This window comes from Pseudoalteromonas luteoviolacea, from assembly GCF_001750165.1.
Lineage (GTDB): Bacteria > Pseudomonadota > Gammaproteobacteria > Enterobacterales > Alteromonadaceae > Pseudoalteromonas > Pseudoalteromonas luteoviolacea_G.
The window spans coordinates 833,207-850,861 of sequence record NZ_CP015412.1 but is presented as its reverse complement, the minus strand read 5'-3'; the positions used below and the strand labels follow the sequence as shown (position 1 = coordinate 850,861).

The 17,655-nt window shown below is 40.5% G+C and carries 16 protein-coding genes and 1 tRNA gene; 9 read left to right on the top strand and 8 right to left on the bottom strand.

Annotated elements, in window-relative coordinates; translation table 11 throughout:
• Positions 1 to 43: 43 nt before the first annotated feature.
• Together S4054249_RS23925 and S4054249_RS23920 are read right to left on the bottom strand one after the other, a co-directional pair.
• Positions 44 to 119: transfer RNA gene (locus S4054249_RS23925), tRNA-Ala, on the bottom strand.
• A gap of 157 nt (positions 120 to 276) precedes the next feature.
• Positions 277 to 804, bottom strand: a complete 528-nt coding sequence (locus S4054249_RS23920) for an NADPH-dependent FMN reductase (RefSeq protein WP_046357702.1) — start codon at positions 802 to 804, stop codon at positions 277 to 279.
• Between the two features lie 120 nt (positions 805 to 924).
• Between S4054249_RS23920 and S4054249_RS23915 the strand changes: the two genes are divergently transcribed.
• On the top strand, positions 925 to 1,821 hold the full coding sequence (locus tag S4054249_RS23915) for a LysR family transcriptional regulator (protein WP_046357701.1): 897 nt from the start codon (positions 925 to 927) through the stop codon (positions 1,819 to 1,821).
• Between the two features lie 9 nt (positions 1,822 to 1,830).
• On the opposite strand, the gene S4054249_RS23910 is transcribed toward S4054249_RS23915, so the two are convergent.
• A complete protein-coding gene (locus tag S4054249_RS23910; protein WP_046357700.1) occupies positions 1,831 to 2,565 on the bottom strand; it encodes a substrate-binding periplasmic protein in 735 nt (244 codons plus the stop codon).
• 392 nt (positions 2,566 to 2,957) lie between these two features.
• Between S4054249_RS23910 and S4054249_RS23905 the strand changes: the two genes are divergently transcribed.
• From S4054249_RS23905 to S4054249_RS23880, 6 genes are all read left to right on the top strand, one after another.
• A complete protein-coding gene (locus tag S4054249_RS23905) occupies positions 2,958 to 3,341 on the top strand; it encodes a hypothetical protein (protein WP_046357699.1) in 384 nt (127 codons plus the stop codon).
• A gap of 378 nt (positions 3,342 to 3,719) precedes the next feature.
• Complete coding sequence (locus S4054249_RS23900) at positions 3,720 to 4,136, top strand: response regulator (RefSeq protein ID WP_052961105.1); 417 nt, start codon at positions 3,720 to 3,722, stop codon at positions 4,134 to 4,136.
• Between the two features lie 17 nt (positions 4,137 to 4,153).
• Complete coding sequence (locus S4054249_RS27350) at positions 4,154 to 4,423, top strand: response regulator transcription factor (protein WP_052961104.1); 270 nt, start codon at positions 4,154 to 4,156, stop codon at positions 4,421 to 4,423.
• 200 nt (positions 4,424 to 4,623) lie between these two features.
• Positions 4,624 to 6,636: a dockerin type I domain-containing protein gene (locus S4054249_RS23890; RefSeq protein ID WP_145926520.1), complete on the top strand. Its 2,013-nt coding sequence runs from the start codon at positions 4,624 to 4,626 to the stop codon at positions 6,634 to 6,636.
• Between the two features lie 301 nt (positions 6,637 to 6,937).
• Complete coding sequence (locus S4054249_RS23885) at positions 6,938 to 9,016, top strand: hypothetical protein (protein WP_046357697.1); 2,079 nt, start codon at positions 6,938 to 6,940, stop codon at positions 9,014 to 9,016.
• A 65-nt stretch (positions 9,017 to 9,081) separates the two neighbouring features.
• Positions 9,082 to 9,726: a cohesin domain-containing protein gene (locus S4054249_RS23880; protein WP_046357696.1), complete on the top strand. Its 645-nt coding sequence runs from the start codon at positions 9,082 to 9,084 to the stop codon at positions 9,724 to 9,726.
• Positions 9,727 to 9,773: 47 nt separating this feature from the next.
• On the opposite strand, the gene S4054249_RS23875 is transcribed toward S4054249_RS23880, so the two are convergent.
• From S4054249_RS23875 to S4054249_RS23865, 3 genes are all read right to left on the bottom strand, one after another.
• Positions 9,774 to 10,928, bottom strand: a complete 1,155-nt coding sequence (locus tag S4054249_RS23875; RefSeq protein WP_052961103.1) for a PQQ-binding-like beta-propeller repeat protein — start codon at positions 10,926 to 10,928, stop codon at positions 9,774 to 9,776.
• Positions 10,929 to 11,016: 88 nt separating this feature from the next.
• Positions 11,017 to 12,399 carry a winged helix-turn-helix domain-containing protein gene (locus S4054249_RS23870; RefSeq protein WP_046357695.1) on the bottom strand — a complete coding sequence of 461 codons (1,383 nt, stop codon included), beginning with the start codon at positions 12,397 to 12,399 and terminating at the stop codon, positions 11,017 to 11,019.
• Positions 12,400 to 12,577: 178 nt separating this feature from the next.
• Entirely contained in the window at positions 12,578 to 13,324 is a 747-nt protein-coding gene (locus S4054249_RS23865; RefSeq protein ID WP_046357694.1) for a hypothetical protein, read from the bottom strand.
• A gap of 653 nt (positions 13,325 to 13,977) precedes the next feature.
• Between S4054249_RS23865 and S4054249_RS23860 the strand changes: the two genes are divergently transcribed.
• Together S4054249_RS23860 and S4054249_RS23855 are read left to right on the top strand one after the other, a co-directional pair.
• Complete coding sequence (locus S4054249_RS23860) at positions 13,978 to 14,817, top strand: hypothetical protein (RefSeq protein WP_046357693.1); 840 nt, start codon at positions 13,978 to 13,980, stop codon at positions 14,815 to 14,817.
• A 219-nt stretch (positions 14,818 to 15,036) separates the two neighbouring features.
• Positions 15,037 to 16,200, top strand: coding sequence for a hypothetical protein (locus S4054249_RS23855; RefSeq protein ID WP_046357692.1), 1,164 nt, complete (start codon positions 15,037 to 15,039; stop codon positions 16,198 to 16,200).
• A gap of 144 nt (positions 16,201 to 16,344) precedes the next feature.
• On the opposite strand, the gene S4054249_RS23850 is transcribed toward S4054249_RS23855, so the two are convergent.
• Together S4054249_RS23850 and S4054249_RS23845 are read right to left on the bottom strand one after the other, a co-directional pair.
• A complete protein-coding gene (locus S4054249_RS23850; protein WP_052961102.1) occupies positions 16,345 to 16,950 on the bottom strand; it encodes a glutathione S-transferase family protein in 606 nt (201 codons plus the stop codon).
• 124 nt (positions 16,951 to 17,074) lie between these two features.
• On the bottom strand, positions 17,075 to 17,488 hold the full coding sequence (locus tag S4054249_RS23845; protein WP_046357691.1) for a VOC family protein: 414 nt from the start codon (positions 17,486 to 17,488) through the stop codon (positions 17,075 to 17,077).
• Positions 17,489 to 17,655 lie beyond the last annotated feature (167 nt).

Genomic DNA, 17,655 nt, shown 5'->3' with positions numbered 1-17,655 from the left:
CACTGTTTAAAAATGAAAGTGAGACACACAGACGGGTATGACTTGGTGGAGCTAGGCGGGATCGAACCGCCGACCTCTTGCATGCCATGCAAGCGCTCTCCCAGCTGAGCTATAGCCCCAAGTTAGAGACTAAGATTCTATTAAATCTCATTAATTTGTAAAGCTTTTTTTAGACTTTATTTAATATCTACCGTCTAGCCTTTTAAAAAGAAAGCAGCGCATTTAATCACACACTCTCAGCTGCTTTCCAATTTTATTAGGAACAGACGCATCCTATTAATTTGTTAATTTTGTTAATGCGCTATTTAAAGCTTCACTTAACTCTGAATTAGTCAGTTGCAGTGTCTCTAAATCAAAATTATCGAAGAAGCTTGGTACTGACAAATGTGCTTTCACATCAGCTGCAAAATAAGGTGCAGAATTTACCGCTGCATTAAGTACACTTTGTGCGCCACCTGGTCCTGGAGAAGTTGCCAACAACAACATTGGCGTATCTTGGTACACCTTCATATTGATACGAGATGTCCAGTCAAAAATGTTTTTGTATGCCGCAGTGTAAGAGCCATTATGTTCAGCAAATGAAATGACAATCACATCTGCTTCGCCAATTTTGTCATAAAACTTTTGTGCAAGTTCAGGGATCCCACTCTCTTTCTCACGATCGATGCTATAAATCGGCATTTCAAAATCGTTTAAATCCAAAACTTCTACATCGGCCTGCTCAATCTTAGAAGTTGCATACTCTACAAGTGCTTTATTGATTGACTGACGGCTGCTGCTTGCTGCAAATGCTAATACTTTCATTACGTTCTCCAATTTAACTGTTCTATTTTCGTCGAATATACTTGCTCGACTTGATGACAAACAGTGTAGATTAAGTTTTAATAAACATTAATAGGGCAAATGTAAAGTTACTATTTCTATATGACTCATAATCTATTTGAAGGTATCCAAGTCTTCGTCAAAGTTGTGCAATGTAATAGTTTCGCAGAAGCTGCGCTGCAACTCGGGCACTCCCCATCTCACATCAGCAAAGTTGTCAACCGCTTAGAAGCACGCCTTGGCATGCGGCTATTGAACAGAACAACCCGTACTTTGGCATTGACCCCTGACGGTGAAGTATATTTTCAGCATTGTGTGCAGCTGATCTCAGATGCAGAGCAAACTCTTAAACTGCTGACCCATCAAGATAACAAACCCAAAGGGGTACTTAAAATTAGTTGCCCAGTGGCATTTAGCCTAGACTATTTAAGACCTGCCGTAACAGAGTATGTAAAAAGGTATCCTAACGTCACCATCGAGTGGGATCTTAACGACCGAGCAGTGGATGTTGTCGGTGATGGATATGACTTGGCAATTCGAGCAACCACTAAGCTAGAAGAATCAACGCTTATCTGTAAGCGTATTTATCAATGTCGTACACTCGTTGTTGCAAGCCCTGGTTATATCGCGCGGTATGGAAAGCCATATCACCCAAGGGAGCTCACTAAACACCACTGTGTTTGCTACAGTAATTTAAAAACGCCTGATCGGTGGGAGTTTACCGATCAAACGGGTAAGTCTTTTACTGTTGATGTACGTAAACGCGTCAATTGTAATCATGGAAAGATGCAAGCAGCCATGGCCATCGACGGGGTTGGCATTACTCGGTTGCCAGAGTTTTATCTTGTCGATGCCATCAAAGACGGACAGCTAGAGGTGCTATTTGAGTCTTATCTGCAAAAACCTGTGGAGGTCTACGTTGTTTACCCAAGCAGAAAGCACTTATCACCTAAAGTAAGATACTTTATCGACTTACTCTCTGAGCAACTTGCGGTGTAGCGACCTCTATTATTTTGAATTTGCGCCATAACGATGATAAATGGCTTCAACTTCTTGATTAGCTATCATTGTTTTCAAAGCGCTATTTAATTCGGCTTGTAATGACTTTAAGTGGGGTTGTAGACGCATATGCACTGGTAAACGACTGATCTCGTATACCACCTTAAAATCGGCATAATCAGGATGACGGTGTTGGTAATAAGCAGCGGTGGCATCGCCCAACATGATGAAATCAACACGCTGATAAGCAAGTTGAGCAAGTAGCTCTTTTTCAGAGACATTATCATAAACCATGATTTTAGTATGTCCAAAGTGGGATTCAAACTCGCCGTAACGATACCCTCTAACACGGCCAAAAACTGAACCATAAAAAGTTTTCGGATCGTCCGTAACACGTTCACCCTCCCGCCCTAGTACCACTTCGCGCGAATACGCATAAGGCAGAGAGTAAATCCCAGGGTTACTGCTCTGAGTGCGCCAGTTAGGGTTAACGCCAGGTTCAATATCAATTTTACCCATGTCAAATAACCTTTGCCCTCTGGCCACCGACCAAGGCACTAATTCAAATGTGTGGCCAGTCAACTCACTCAATCGATTAAACAAATGGCTAAATATGCCCGCTTGCCCATTGCCAGAAATATAGTTATAAGGTGGGTTTGCACCATGGTAAACCAGCACCGTGTAATGCTCACAGGCTACACTCGAAGAATATAGAAAAGCGATAAAGCCAAGTAAAACACGCATAATGGCCTCTATTTAACACACTCTTTATCAACTTAGCATAGTTTTCACAAACATTATGAAAAAGTGCACTATCTAAGCAAAAAACGGCCTGTTTATTACACATTTAAAAACAAGGATAATTAAAACACTAAACAAAAAGAATCATTAATTCATATATAAAAACAAATTGGCTATTTAATACCCCAATATTTCATAAGTTAAATTTTTTCTTCATTTTTTTGACTTTAATCATAAATATTATATTCATTTATTCGTTTAATAATAGTGTGCGAACGCAAGGCATGTGCTTTGCAGTTTTATGTTGTGAAGGAAACAGCACGACAAAAACCCATCGTACATAAAACTTTTACGAGCCAAAATGGCTTTTTATTCTCAAGAAAAGGAAACAAACTATGAAAACTGGCGTATTATTCTCACTAATTGCCATTGCTGCCGCTACAAATGTTTCAGCTGGAGAGCTACCAACTGAAGCGGGTTATGCGAGTGTTCAAGAGGTGCTGGAATATGGTCGTAAGTATCAAACCATCAGAACACAGCTTAAAGATGCAGGCTATCGCTTCCATGACTGTCATACTCAAGTCATCAACTACTTCGTGACACCGATGCAGGCTGAATACCTTTATGCTCAAACTGAGTGCACTTACTCGACGCCAAGTGGTGGTAACTACTCTTTACAAACAGACTATGCAAAAGTCACTATTGATGTGAACTACAATCAAGAACATGGCCTGTACAGAGAAGGCAATGTAACAGTCGACTACATGACTGTATACTAACCACTTTAGACCTACGAAAAGTATTCATACCGGTTAGAATATCTTTTCTTAACCCATAGACAGGAGCATCTATGACGGTGCTCCTATTAGGTTGCTACCTTGCTTATCTCAAAAAATTTCATTCAGTTTTAATCTCACTCACAACATCTCTTCAACTTTATACTTTATTATTTTTATCAAATAGATAGGCTGATTTCAGCTAATCACGGACTTGTATTTATTTACAGCTCCAGACCGTATAAAATTGTTTTAAACGCATAAAAAAACTAATAAAACCAATAATTAAGAATTAGAGATGTCCAATTTTTACCACTGCGTTAACACTCTTATCTCTTTATCATAAAAGATGCACAACACGGTTGTGCATAGGGAAGTACAATGAATTACGGACTCGGACACAGGCTTAGTATTTTAATTGCCGATGATCATCACTTAGTACGGCAGGGGATCCGATCTCTCATCGTGCAAGCTGAAATAAGTAACGCCATCTTTGATGCCGAAAACGGCGAACAGGCATGGCGATGTATTCAATCTATCCAGCCTGACATTGCAATTTTAGATATTTCAATGGGCAAAATGAGTGGCTTAGATGTATCTCATAAAATAAAACAACGTGACCTTAACACCAAAGTTATCTTTCTTAGCATGCATGAAGATATTAAAATAATAAACCGCGCTTTTGCCGCAGGTGCACACGCTTATCTACCAAAAAGAGACGCATTTAACACATTAACTCAAGCAATAAAGCAGGTGCACACGCTTATCTACCAAAAAGAGACGCATTTAACACATTAACTCAAGCAATAAAGCAGGTGTGTAATGGTGAACAGTTCATAAGCCCAAGTTTAAAAACAAAACTAGAAGCATATCAGCTTTGCGCTAAGGACTTTATTCTCACGGCCCGTGAACAAGAAATCGTGACTCATATCTCCTGTGGCCATACTAATCGAGAAATAGCTGAAAGTTTGTGCATCTCAATTAAGACCGTTGATAATCACCGCACTAGAATTATGAAAAAACTTGGGTTAAACAAAACAGCTGAGTTAGTTCGATTTGCCGTCAAAGAAGGCCTCGTGATATAAATCTTTACATATCTTTCCCTATTTAGGGTAAATACCCTATTTCTCTCTTGGTGACTGAGCACTATCCTGCGGGCTTTATTATTTTGTTGACGCGCACTCAGTGATTGCGAATGATGCTAGGGAAAGAGCCAATGCCATTGCACCTAACTTGTATAACATCTATCACATCTAAATTTGTGACCTATTCTCAGCACTCCCTAATGGCACTACTATGTGGCTTGCCATTCCTGACTGAAGCACACTCCCCTATAAAAGTAGGAGAGATGCAGACGGTAAACATTGAATACCGCTCAAAAGTGCTCGATCAAATGCCTGCCATCACCTCACTCAATGAAGGGGGTTATATTGTTTTGTGGACCGCAGAAATGTTGGGAAGCACATACATTTATGGACAAAGATACAATCAACACAATATTAAAATAGGCTCCCCGACGCGTATTAATACCAATGCTAAAAGAGCGTCGAGAGCCCCCCATATCTTGCCTCTGACAGATGGTAAACTCCTGGTTACATGGCAGAATTATTGGGTAAGAAGTATCAATGGACGTAAGTTAAATCACGATGGGAGCTTTGCTTCCAGCGAGTTTGAATTGACCCCCATTACTGCACCTGTGAATAATTACAATCGCAGAGCGGCAGCCTTAAAAAACGGCTGGTTTATCATGGGGTGGGGTGATAGAGATAAACAAACCCCTGTGGTGTATGCAAGAGAGTTTTCTCCTTCTGGCATTCCATTTGATCAGCGCATTGATATTATCAGCTCAAATGAAAAACTTTACCGGGAAAACCCTTCTCTCATTGCCTTTGATGACAATAGTTTTGTACTGACTTGGGCAGCTTCTTCCAACATCTACGTGCGCCGATTTGACGCAAACCACAAGCCTCTTGGCCAAGAATTTAGAATTAATAGAGAGGGGCTAACCAATGGCAAAGACACTGACATACAACACTTGCCAAATGGTGGATTTTTAGTTGTATGGCGGGGTTTTGATGTTCACTCAGATTCCTACGGGATCCATGGACAAAGATTCAATGCCGACGGCAGTGTCGCCGGAGAAAACTTTACCCTAGTACAAAATACATCCAGCTCAACTCATACAAGGCCAAAGATCACCGTGCTAGATTCTGGCGCATTGGTCGTTACTTGGACCGCCCCAGATGCTGATGGCTTAGGTGTTTTTGCACAAGCGTTTAATCAAAATGGCGATAAGCTTGGCGATGCGTTTCAGGTCAATGATGCCGCAAAAGGGTCTCAAAAACTGCCCAACCTCACAACGCTACCAAATGAGCAGTTCGCAATTAGTTGGCTAAGCAGTCCAAATAACAATGATGAGTGGACTGTGCATATACAAAAATATCAACTGCCAAGCGGTCCGAAAAATAGCGTGATCCCCACCTTACCAACTGGTCCAATCTACGAAGGGGATACAATATCACTCAATCTTGACGTGCAAGGCAGCCAGATTTATGGTGTTGAAGCCATATTAACGGTCAGCGTGCCAAATAAAGCCCGTTTTTCAGGTGGTCACCTTGGTAATTTCATACCTGAAAGTGAGCGCCTTGATACTCCATTGCGTTATTCAGATACCCATTGGGAAGCCTCTGCGACATTAGTCCCACCGCACAAAGCAAAAACTGGCGAGGGTAAATTTGCCACAGCGACCTTATTAGCCAAACAAATGGGAGAAGTAAGCCTGCGTGTTGAAACCAAGTTTACCGGTGAAGATGGCTCACTGATGTTTGAACATAGCACAGCTCACTCCTTGACCATCTTAGAATCCGTGATCTTGACTGGCAACATTAAAACGCTCACTGAAAATACCGACTATCAAGACATCACGCTCACTTACCACACCCAACCTGTAGCCATAAACCCCGATGGCAGCTTTTATATTCAAGCGCAATTAACACCTGGTCTACTGACATTATCTTCACCTGGATTTTTGACAGCGAAAGCCCAATATCACTTTGAAACAGGCCAAAAGGACATCCATTTTGGCGAAATCGCGCTTATCCCTGGCGATGTAAATCAAGATAATGCCATTAACATTGCCGACTTTACGTTATTCATGAGCCATTACCGTTCGCACGCCAGTGAACCGACATACCTGCCTATTGCCGATTTTAATAGAGACAATCAAATCAACATAAAAGACTTAACGCTACTGGGAAAACATTTTGGTAAATTCGGCGAGCAGCCCATTAACCCCTAACTTAGCCATTGCGAGATAGGTTGCCCTTGAGCCGAAATAGGACTTTAAAGAATAAACTGTACATCAACTTATGCTTCGCACTCATTGTGCAAGAAATAAGGAGAAAAAGTGAAAATTCAAACAAAACAAAGTGCAACATACACACTGTATTTACAATTGTGTTTTCGCAAAATAATTTGGACCAATTTAAGGTAAAACCCTATTTTAATTGAACAAGCCTTCCCCTAGTTTATGGAAGCTTTAATAAAACAGGCATCTGAATAACCTCATTTGCCTCATTTTTGCCCAAAAGGAAATTTTAATGCCCATTCTAAAAAAACACACAAAATCAAAGCTAAGCACCGTGCATAAGTTTAGCCGAAACCTACTCCTCATGAGTATGTTTAGTTTGCCAATGATTGGTCAAGCGACAACGCCTGAGCCAGTTGGCGGTGAATTTACTATCAATATCCCCTCCGAATATCCTGTAGCTAATCCAACGATCACAAGGCTAGAGAATGGTAATCGTCTCGTATCTTGGGCCGATAATGCAGATAATATGTTTAGTACGCACTCTCTTAATGCACAGCTTTACACACCAGATGGATTCAAATCGGGTTCAATTTCTCAATTGTCAGCAGCAAATAAAGGCGGGAAAGTAGTCGCACTCGATGGCGGTGGATTTTTAACTGTCTCTATACAGGAAGAGCCAAAGTTAGAGTTCGTTATCCAACAGTTTGACAATAATGCTAATCCAATAGGAACTGAACAGCGTTTTGACATATTTAATGGACAATATAATGATGTAGGCGCCCCACATAGATATTATAGATTAAGCCAATTACCTAACAATAAAGTGGCTGTTGCTTTTGTAAGCTCTTCACAAAATTCTGAAAAAAATATTTTTACATCGATCATTGATGCTAATGAGAATATCGCTATTGAGTCGACACACTTAGTCGCATCCTCAGTAAATATTAGTGCAGGCTTACAAATCACAACGCTACAGGACGGCAATTTTGCAATTTTGTGGACAAGTAAAGAGCATTCAAATGTAAAATCGCATGTGCAGAGTTTTAATAACCAAGGCATTCCTGTCAGCAACGCAATTACTGTTGACTATGTAGACGTCTTCCTTGACGGTGAGTATCCAGGAACATTAGCAACAACGAATGATGGTTTCCTTGTCGTTTTGCCATCAAAAACTGGGCCGGTAGCTTATTCATATACTAGTGACGGTCAACTTAAAGGCTCAAAAATCGAAGTATACTTGAGCGAGTTCGAGACGACAGCACAAAACTTCGCCACTACTACCCTAAAAGATGGGCGAATTATCATTACATTCATGACAAACAAAGGGTTACAGGCTCAGGCTTTAAACCAAGATGGTACAAAAAGTGGTGAGGTATTTACCATCAGTGCATCAATGGTAGATATGCATATGCACAACTGGGTATTCCCAAACATAGATGAGTTAGCGGATGGCTATTTATTCGTTACATGGGTATACACACACTATGTAAATAGAAGCTATGTTAATGATGTTAGAGGCCAATTATTAAAAGTCGACACTAAGCTAGTCAATGGCGTAACGGCCACACTCCCTACACGCCCAATCTTTGCTGGTAATATCTTTGACATCCCACTTTCAATTGAAGGGACCAACGTCTACGGTGTTGATGCCGTGCTTAGCATTAATGGCACTCAGGTTGCACAATTTAGTGACGGGCTTTACGGAGAGTTTTTACCTTCTTATGAACGCCTGACAATTCCAGTTAATGTGACTGGCGAGCGATGGGAAAGTGCGTTGTCATTAAAGTCTCCCTATAAAGCCAAAACGGGTAAAGGGCATTTTGGTACGGCCTCATTAATTGCCACTAATCCAGGGACTGTGACGGTCACGGTGCAATCACAATTCACTGATGAAAATGGTCAATATATTTATCAAAGCCAAGATAATTATACTTTAACCGTATTAGAATCCGTCTTAATTAGTGGCAGTGTGGCGTCGTTGGCACCAGACGGTGATTTCTCCAACTTTACCATTACAATCAATGGTGAGATTGTTAAAATTAATCCAGATGGAAGCTTCAGCGTTCAAGCGGGCATTGGTGAGGCAACACTGACGTTCTCTGCGCCTGGTTATCTCAGTAAAGAGCAAAACATCACACTGTCGCCAAATCAAGCTAACGTTGATTTAGGCGAAATTGACCTAGTTGCTGGAGATAGCAACGGTAACGATAAGATTGATATCGGTGATTTAACAAAGCTGCTCGGCGCTTACCGTACCACCAGCACAGATCCTAACTACTCAATCGGGGTCGATTTTAACCGAGACAATAAAGTTGATTTACAAGACTTGACATTGCTCGGCAAAAACTTTGGCAAACAGGCTCAGTAGCCTTTAGGCCAATATTAGTTTAAGGCCATACTCTGTATGGCCTATATGCAAGAACTAGGAAACACATGCAATACCTTATTACCGCCATATTTTGTTTTTTAAGTACCGCCGCACTAGCCAGTGAAGGCCGAGTGACTTTAGAAACCCCGAATCAACAAGTAAAAACAGGCAGCCAATTTTATATCGATATTAACGTGCACGATGTGCCTGAAGTTTATGGTGTCCACCTTGTCTTGAAGTATGACCCCGCCCAACTTAAAGTACTGGACCAAGATGAAAAAATGCCAGAAATTCAACTCGAACATGGCAACTTCTTGGATGAAGACAGATTATTTGTATTAAAAAATGCTGTCAGCGTGCAAGGTAATACAATCGACTATATCGTTAGCCAGATGGCCCCCGCGAACAGTGTTTCAGGCTCCGGCCGAATTGCAAGGGTGTTTTTTGAAGCGCGTAGCAACGCCACTAAAAGCGATGTCACAATCGAGAAAGCCGACTTTGGTACTAAAGATGGACAAAGCCTGACATTCACAACTGACTCAACACTCAGCTTTGCATTTGACTCAGCATTTGAAGTCGTCAGTCCGCCCCCCACCAACCATAACAGTACAATGTTGTTTGCAGCCATTGTCAGCATAATGGTCATAATTTCCCTTATTGTTCTATTGAGACGCAAGCGCGACGAACATACGTCAACAGAAAAAGCATAAGGGCATCAAAAGATGCCCACCTATCTCTTCACAACAAGGTGAATTGTTTACTGCTGGTACACGTGAATATAGCCGTCAAGATCGGGGATTAAGACTTTATCTGCACTGATTGCGGGTGAAGCGTAAACCCCCCCATGTACAAAGCCTGAAATAATACTCGGCTGGTAATGCCAAATAGTTTCTCCAGTCTCTTTTTCAACTGCCATAAATCCGCGCTGAGTAATGAACCAGCCCGGCTCATCATGACCTGTTGATCCAATGTACACTCGATTTTCATCAACCACAGGTTGGCCCCAACTCCAACCAGGCGTGGCCACTTGCCAAACAATGTCTCCAGTTTGAGTTTTCATTTTAAATAGCAACTTAGCATCTGAACTGCCAATATAAAAATATGCATCGTCAATATCAGCCACGGCACTGGACTCTACCCATGAGCCTCCGGGTAACGCTTTTTGCCAAATAATTTGTCCATTATATGGCTCTAAACCATATAAATAGGTATCACGAGATCCCACTACGAGAATACCGTCAACTATGACAGGGCTGGATGGTATCGCCCCTTGTGTTTGATATTGCCATATCAGCTTTCCGGAGTGTTTATTTAGGGCATACACGTGACCATCCCAACTCGCCACAAACACCTTGCCTTGATATAGCGTTGCGGTTGCTCGGATCATACCTTGGGTCTTAAAGCGCCAGCGCATCTCGCCAGTACGTTTTGAAAATGCATAAAAATAGCCATCCGCGCTGCCAACATAAACAAATCGACTGTCGGCAATTGGACTCGATTTGGTATAATCAAATTCCCAAGGCGCATGATTGGCTGGCAAAATACGATGATGTCCGCCATCGTTCAAACTTGCTTTCCACAGTAGCTTGCCACTCCAACGATTCAAGGCATATAGAAACCCGTCATCACTGGTGATATACACACGATGGTTGTCAATAAAGGGCTTTGAACGTACTTTTGCACCCGTGAGATAAGTCCAACGGACTTTGACTTGGTCTACATCAAACGCATACAAATTGCCGTTATCACTACCGAAATAAGCAATGTGACTTTTCGCAGAAATACTGCCCCAGTTTTCGCTTCCTGTTTGGAAACTATATAAATATTGCCCGCTTTTTGCGTACGCAAGTATTGAACTTAACATCATGAACAGCGCCCAAACAAGCGCTGTAATTTTTCTTTGTACAGCCATAGTGTGCTCCTTAATTTAGCTTGGGAGCAACACTATTAGGTACGAAATAAATAGTCCTGAATATGAACTAAAACATTCTTAATTTATATTAAATATCTGATTTACTTAATTTTAAAATGTGATTTTGCACCAGTTGGGTGAACGCTTTCTCTTGCTTTAATGGTAAAAAATGAGGATCGGCAGCTATCCACATAAATGCATATTGGCCCGCCAATCGTGATTGCTCTAAATAATGCAGCGCTAATTGTGTATCACCGATAGCAGCTGCATAACGCGCCTGCGACATAGGTGCATTGTAATGACCAATATCTGCTCTGCGAGTATCATGATAGAGCAACCAACGATATACTCCTTTCATCCCGTGCGTGGCAAAATGCTTTTCAATCATGTCGATTTCAGAATCTAAATAACCTTCATACTTCATCACCCAGATCAACTCTTGTAAGGCCAAATCAAAATGTCCTAACTGCTCGTAAATCGCCCTTAAACACACATGATAAAACTTATTACTTTGTGAATAGGGCCTAAGTCTATCAAGCGCTTCAAAGGCCTTATCGAACTGCTGACTCATCATATATACCCAAGCGACACTTTCAGTTGAGTAGCCATCCGGTTCCATCGATTGGTAGATGTGAATATGATGCATAGCTTCGTCTGTTCGACCGACAGCCAGTAAATACTGACCATACATATGATGTGCTTCGCTTTGTGGTAAAGCATTTAAGAAATATGCTTCCGCATCCTGTATGTTCATTTCTCCCATAAAAATAAGCTTGGCGTACAACAGATTTGCGCCTTTATGCTCAGGGTGACTGGATAACACACGTTCTAAAATCGTTTTTATATGTTGCTTATCATGCTGATAACTCGTACTCATCGGCTGCAACTGAGAAAAGTGCGCTTTAGCAAGCCAGTAGATAGGATCTGCCAAGTCAGGCTGCTCAATTGAAATCGATTTGAGTAAACTGATGGCTTTGTCTAATTGCTCAGGATGATTGCTAATAATAAAGCGTGCATGATTAAAAGGCTCCGTTAAATGGTCAGGGATAACTTGTTTCACAGGCGATCTGGGCATCTGCCAAAAAACGACAAAAGAAACGGCGACTAGGCACAGTGCAGCTTTTAATAAAAAACTATCTAACGACGAGGGTAATGCATCACACATTGGCGGACCAACCCAGCGATATCCAACACCCGAAATTGTCTTTATATACTTAGGTGACTTTGCATCATCACCTAATAATCTTCGCAATCCATTGATTGCTACATATATTGCATCTTCACTAACAACCCGTTGCCCCCATACTTCGGATAAAATTTGAGATTTGCTGACATCTTGATGCTTAAACTTTAATAATAAAACTAACAGCGCATATTGTTTAGGATCCAACTCCACTACTTTCGTGCCATTTTGTAAGCTCAACTGCCGATGATTTATAACCCATTGTCCTTTATTGGCGGTCTTCAGCATAATTCCTACCTGAGAATAAAAATTTATAGTTATTTAATTTGAATAAATATTTGGGTGAAATATCGCCATTAGCATAATGGACTTGAAGAGTGTTGTTAAGGTTTTGTTTACAAAAATTACAAACGTAATAAAATTGCAATGTAAAGGGCTGAGAGTTTCTCGCCCTTCACGTAAAAAATTAATAATAGCTGATGCTAAGCTCACCCTGTTGAACATCTTGGGTAATACGCCATTCATCAAATAACATCGTGGTGCCACCAGAGTTTTCGCATCGAATAGCGTAAGTTAATGAAGAACTGAACGCATCGTAAAGCGCTTTACCCGAGTGCGTAAACACATCACTGTGTATATTGCGCACGCTCACTTGACCATTAAATACCCCAGGTACATCACCATTGCCAAACTTGACCAAACGACATTCACCATCTGGTGCAGAAGTGTTCACACTCAACTGAATATCCATGGTCACCGATTGATAATAACCTGGATATCGACCTCCGTCTTGCCAGTTATCAAACTGTAATGTTCTATCAAAGTTAATTGACGGTGCTGCGGGCACCTTGTGGTGTACAAGATAACTGCGATTGTTATCATGACATGTCAGTTTAATCACTTTAGCGGATGTTTCTTTGCCTTGCTCAACCGCGCCAAAAATCACTTTATTGTCTGCGACTGTTAAATGAGTTAAAAGTGTACCACTTATCTCGTCAAACAATGCAGCTTCAGTACATGTGGCTTGGTTTGCAGCATCAAAAAATGCGGTGAAATAATGCGATGAAGCGCTTTGCATCAATATGCTTTGTACAGGACCATACTGGTATTGTGTCAATTTTCCAGCATTGCTGTCGGCATCGTAGATTGTCTCAAGCGCATGTGCATTAAATGTTGCTAAAACACCTGCGGCTAGGGCATGGATTAATTTCATTTTAGTCTCCTTTGAAAACAGCCACTTAATAAGTCTATTATTTTTACTAATTATTTTAGGTACACGCAAAGCCATAACTGCCCATAAAGATGGTATAAGAATCATCATGTAAATACTGATATTCCTGATTACTTCAGCCCAACATGAGCGCTGATATGGGCGTACAACTTCGCTGTGCGCCACTTCATAATGACGACAAAAAATAATAAGTCAAATGTTTTTACTTAAATAATTATTAAGCAAACTAAGACAACCTAATTAAAAACCAAGAGATAACACATTGAAAAAATTACTTATATTTTAACTGGGGTCTTTCTCTAAAATATAAGTCTATCGGCAAATTAACATAAATTGCTTCGCTGCATGCATATCTAGTTGAGCCACCTATCCTTCAGTAAGCAATTAAAAGTCAGTGACAAGATACACAAGTATCTCGAATTGACGCTACCCGAAAACAATGTTTAAAACACCTTTCCTGTTCGAACTATGCTCATTGCTTATAAGCCAGGCATTACCTCACCTGTCATATAACAGGTCATGTATCCACATGATCAATTGAAATACGCCTGAAACCAGAGCGTTACTTTACATTTTGTTTCCATTTCATTACCATCAAATTCGCTTTAACAGAAAAAAGTTTAAAAGGAAATAACATGAAGTTTTTTGTAATTATGGGCTTGATGCTCAGTAGCATTTTAATATCATATCAATCGCACGGGTTTGAAGGGTTGTATTTTAGAACCTCAGAGGGGGAAGAAATTAAAGTTATTCCTCAATATAAGAAGCAACGTATCACCAGTATTTCATTTGAGACCGATTGCTCTGCCAATAATGGATATTGTCTATCCAACCAACATACTGATGATATTTTGGAGGCGTTTATCAACAGTACTCGTAACCAACGGCTTTATACGTATCGTTATGTAACTGTTGATCCCTGTATGGATCCTAGAAACCATTGTACACCTTTTAGTAGCGATGAAATACAATCGACTGACTCTGCTAAAAGGCCAGACCACTTATCGCCAATGCGAACGGTTAGGTCACGTACAGAATCAAATGCGCCACAAAATAAATCAGGGCCGCTTGAAACTGGGCTTGAACACTTTTTTCAGCAGTTAGGAACCAGTTCTGCAACATTACTCATTGAATACCTTAAATCATTCAATGGACAAGGTGATGCGCCTCAGATTTCTATTAACCAATACAGACTGTCTAATGGAAAAAAAGTGCCATTGTCAATATGCCGACCTTCAGACCAGGGGTGTGATAATATTGATATGGATGTGACGGTTAATACAAACTCAGGTGTCACGGTCACTTTCAGAGAGCGTGTAGACTCAGCAGAAGCATTGAAGCGTTATCATACAATTTCCGAATCTCTCTGGGACTTCTTTGAAGCTGGTGAACATACATGTGTTGTAGGTAATACAGGAACTGAATCCCAAAATATCATGAGAGGACAGCTAATTTGTTTTTGGAACCCCTATTAACACCTCGCGCCTAAGGCTTGTTTAGTATATTAATAGATACGCCAATATGTGAGTAAAATATCTTATCTTTACTCACATTTTTGCCCTTATGCCTTTCCTCGATTTTATATACCTACGATACCATATACAACAAATACAAAGTTAGCACTCTAGGGTTAGTGACTGGTCAAAATATATTAACCACTTAAAGGTGAGTCGACACGATTAAAAGGAAATAACATGAAGTTTTTGGTCATTTTAAGCATGATGCTCAGTAGCATTTTAATATCATATCAATCGCAGGGGTTTGATGGACTGTATTTCAAGACAATACAAGATGAAGAAATCAGATTCGCTGCTTTTCAAAGTGGCAGACAAAGTATAGGTATGTCATTTCAGTCACAATGTAATGAAACAAGCCCGCATTGCCAATCCAACAAACATATGACGGAAATTATCGAGGCGTTTTTTAGCACGTATCTTAATGATCTATATTACACATACCGTTACGTTACACACGAAGTCTGCGAAGATTCAGACAAAACATGTACACCGTCAGAAATCGACACTGAACAATCGACCTCAAAAAAGTATGGTAAAAAGCCAATCATAACCAAAGACATCTCATTAATTGCGGATTTACTGAAAGAATCTAATAACAAAGATACCATGCCCAGATTCATAGTTATCTTGTACAAAACACTTAACACTGGCCAACACATACCGTGGCGTATCTGCGAGATAGATAAACATGGATGCAAACCGGTAAATGGGGTTAAGATAAAATCAGCAGAAAAATCAGAGCTGCAGGTAATGTATGATGGACATGGCTCGACATTAAGGGAATTTAGCCTGTTTGCAATTACGGAATTAGCTTTAAGAGAATTTTTCGAGTTTGCTGGTTATACCTGTACCTATACAAACCAGAAAACCTCCTCCTCTCTTTCTAAACGATACGCCCAGTGTCAATGGCATCCAGACCCTTGTACAGACTCAGACAATGACTGTGAAATACCGGAAGATAACTCCGTTCTCAAAGGTGAGCATTCATCATCGACATCACACAATGCTCAACCTGACATTGACCCTTACAACATGATGGTAACTCAATATCGAGATAAAAAAACAGGACAGTTGGTACCACTTGCTGTCTGTGTTGTCCATGTCCCACATTGTACAATCGGTGAAACAGTTCAGTTTACATACTTATCTGATAAGGAGTTTACAGTGCAATATGCAGGATCAGGAGAGACACTGGATGAATTAAATCGATTTATTGCAGTTGAGTCCGTATTACGTCAGTTTTTAGCTAAAGAGGGCTATACATGCACGTTTTTTGACTCAGTGAAACAACAAAATGACGTGCAAAGACATGCCAGTTGTCAAAAAGTAACCGAGGAATAAAGATGTGCAACTTGCTCATAAACAGAGTGTGATAACCCCTTAATCGAACCCTTCTATGCCACTGTTTTTATATTTAGGGCGCTCGAACTCCATTACTGCCGTATCTTACAAGAAGATACGGCAATCTCTCATTAAACAGGTCACTTATTTTTCAGGTGCCTCAACAAAGCTCAGGCCACTTTCAATGCGCGCAAACCAATTAGCAATATGCCTAAAGTCACTTAAATTCACCCCAGCCTTCACTGCTAATTTAGGGTAAGTGTACAAGGCAATATCAGCAATACTGGGTGTTGCACCCAATAAATAATCACGGTCACTTAAATGCTTATCTAAATACGTAAAGAAGTTAATGGTTTTATCATACGTTTGTTCAAGGTCACCAGGTTTACCAATCACCTTAATACCCCGGTATAAATTTGGACCATTAAGGACTTCCCCCGCAGACATCGACAAGAACTTTTGTATCTCTGCACGCAGTAAAGCATCTTCTGGATACCAAGTTTTATCCGCATCATATTTTTGTGCAAGGTAGACTAAAATTGCATTCGAATCACAAATAACAGCATCCCCATCAACCAGCACAGGAACTTGCCCAAGCGGATTTAAAGCCACAAACTCATCTTTTTTGTGCTCTTGTTCATGTGGGTCTAGCAGCTTTAGTTCGTATTTAAGCCCAAGAATAGACAAAAAGTGTCTGATTTTATGGCCATTACCGGACAAAGCAAAACTATATAGTGTTATACCTGACATAAGGATCCTTTTACCTGAAGTTTGAGTTATGCGCTGCATGTAGTAGATACATCCAGCAACCAACATTAGTTTTTCATAGACTTACCTGGGAGTAAATTAAGTATTTTTGAAGATTTTAAAACGCTTAATCACTATTGCGCTGCACGGGCATATCACTGAAGTATTCTACAAACTCCACCTCAAAGCCATCGGGGTCAATAAAATAGACGTTTTTTCGATATGGGTGGTCGGGGCCGAGTTTATCTGCTTTAAACCCTGCCTCATTAAGGCGTTTAACCAGACTATCAATACAGTTAACCACATAAGCAAAATGGCCAAGGCCGACTTGATGCGCCTGCAAAACTCTGTTTTTACCTTCACCATGGTCACTAAAGGCAAGGTAATGATAGTCATCACCAAAATGAAGCCACTGTCTTGGTTTACCAAACCACTCTCCCTCTCCTTTGCTTCTGATTTTCCAGTGCGGGAACGCGGCGCGATAGAATTGCAGCGCAGAATCAATATTTTTTACGACCAGATTCACGTGTTCTAAATACATATGTGCCTCCTATTTGTTTTTCATGGTGTATTGAAACGTGGCATGTTTATCTGCCTCCAATAGGTTTACATACGTTTTAATCAGCTTTTTCATTGTCTTCCCTCCGTAAGTTGAGTGGCACTTTAAAAGCTCAACTTAACTTTAGGTAAAGGCTTTTTTTTAAATAT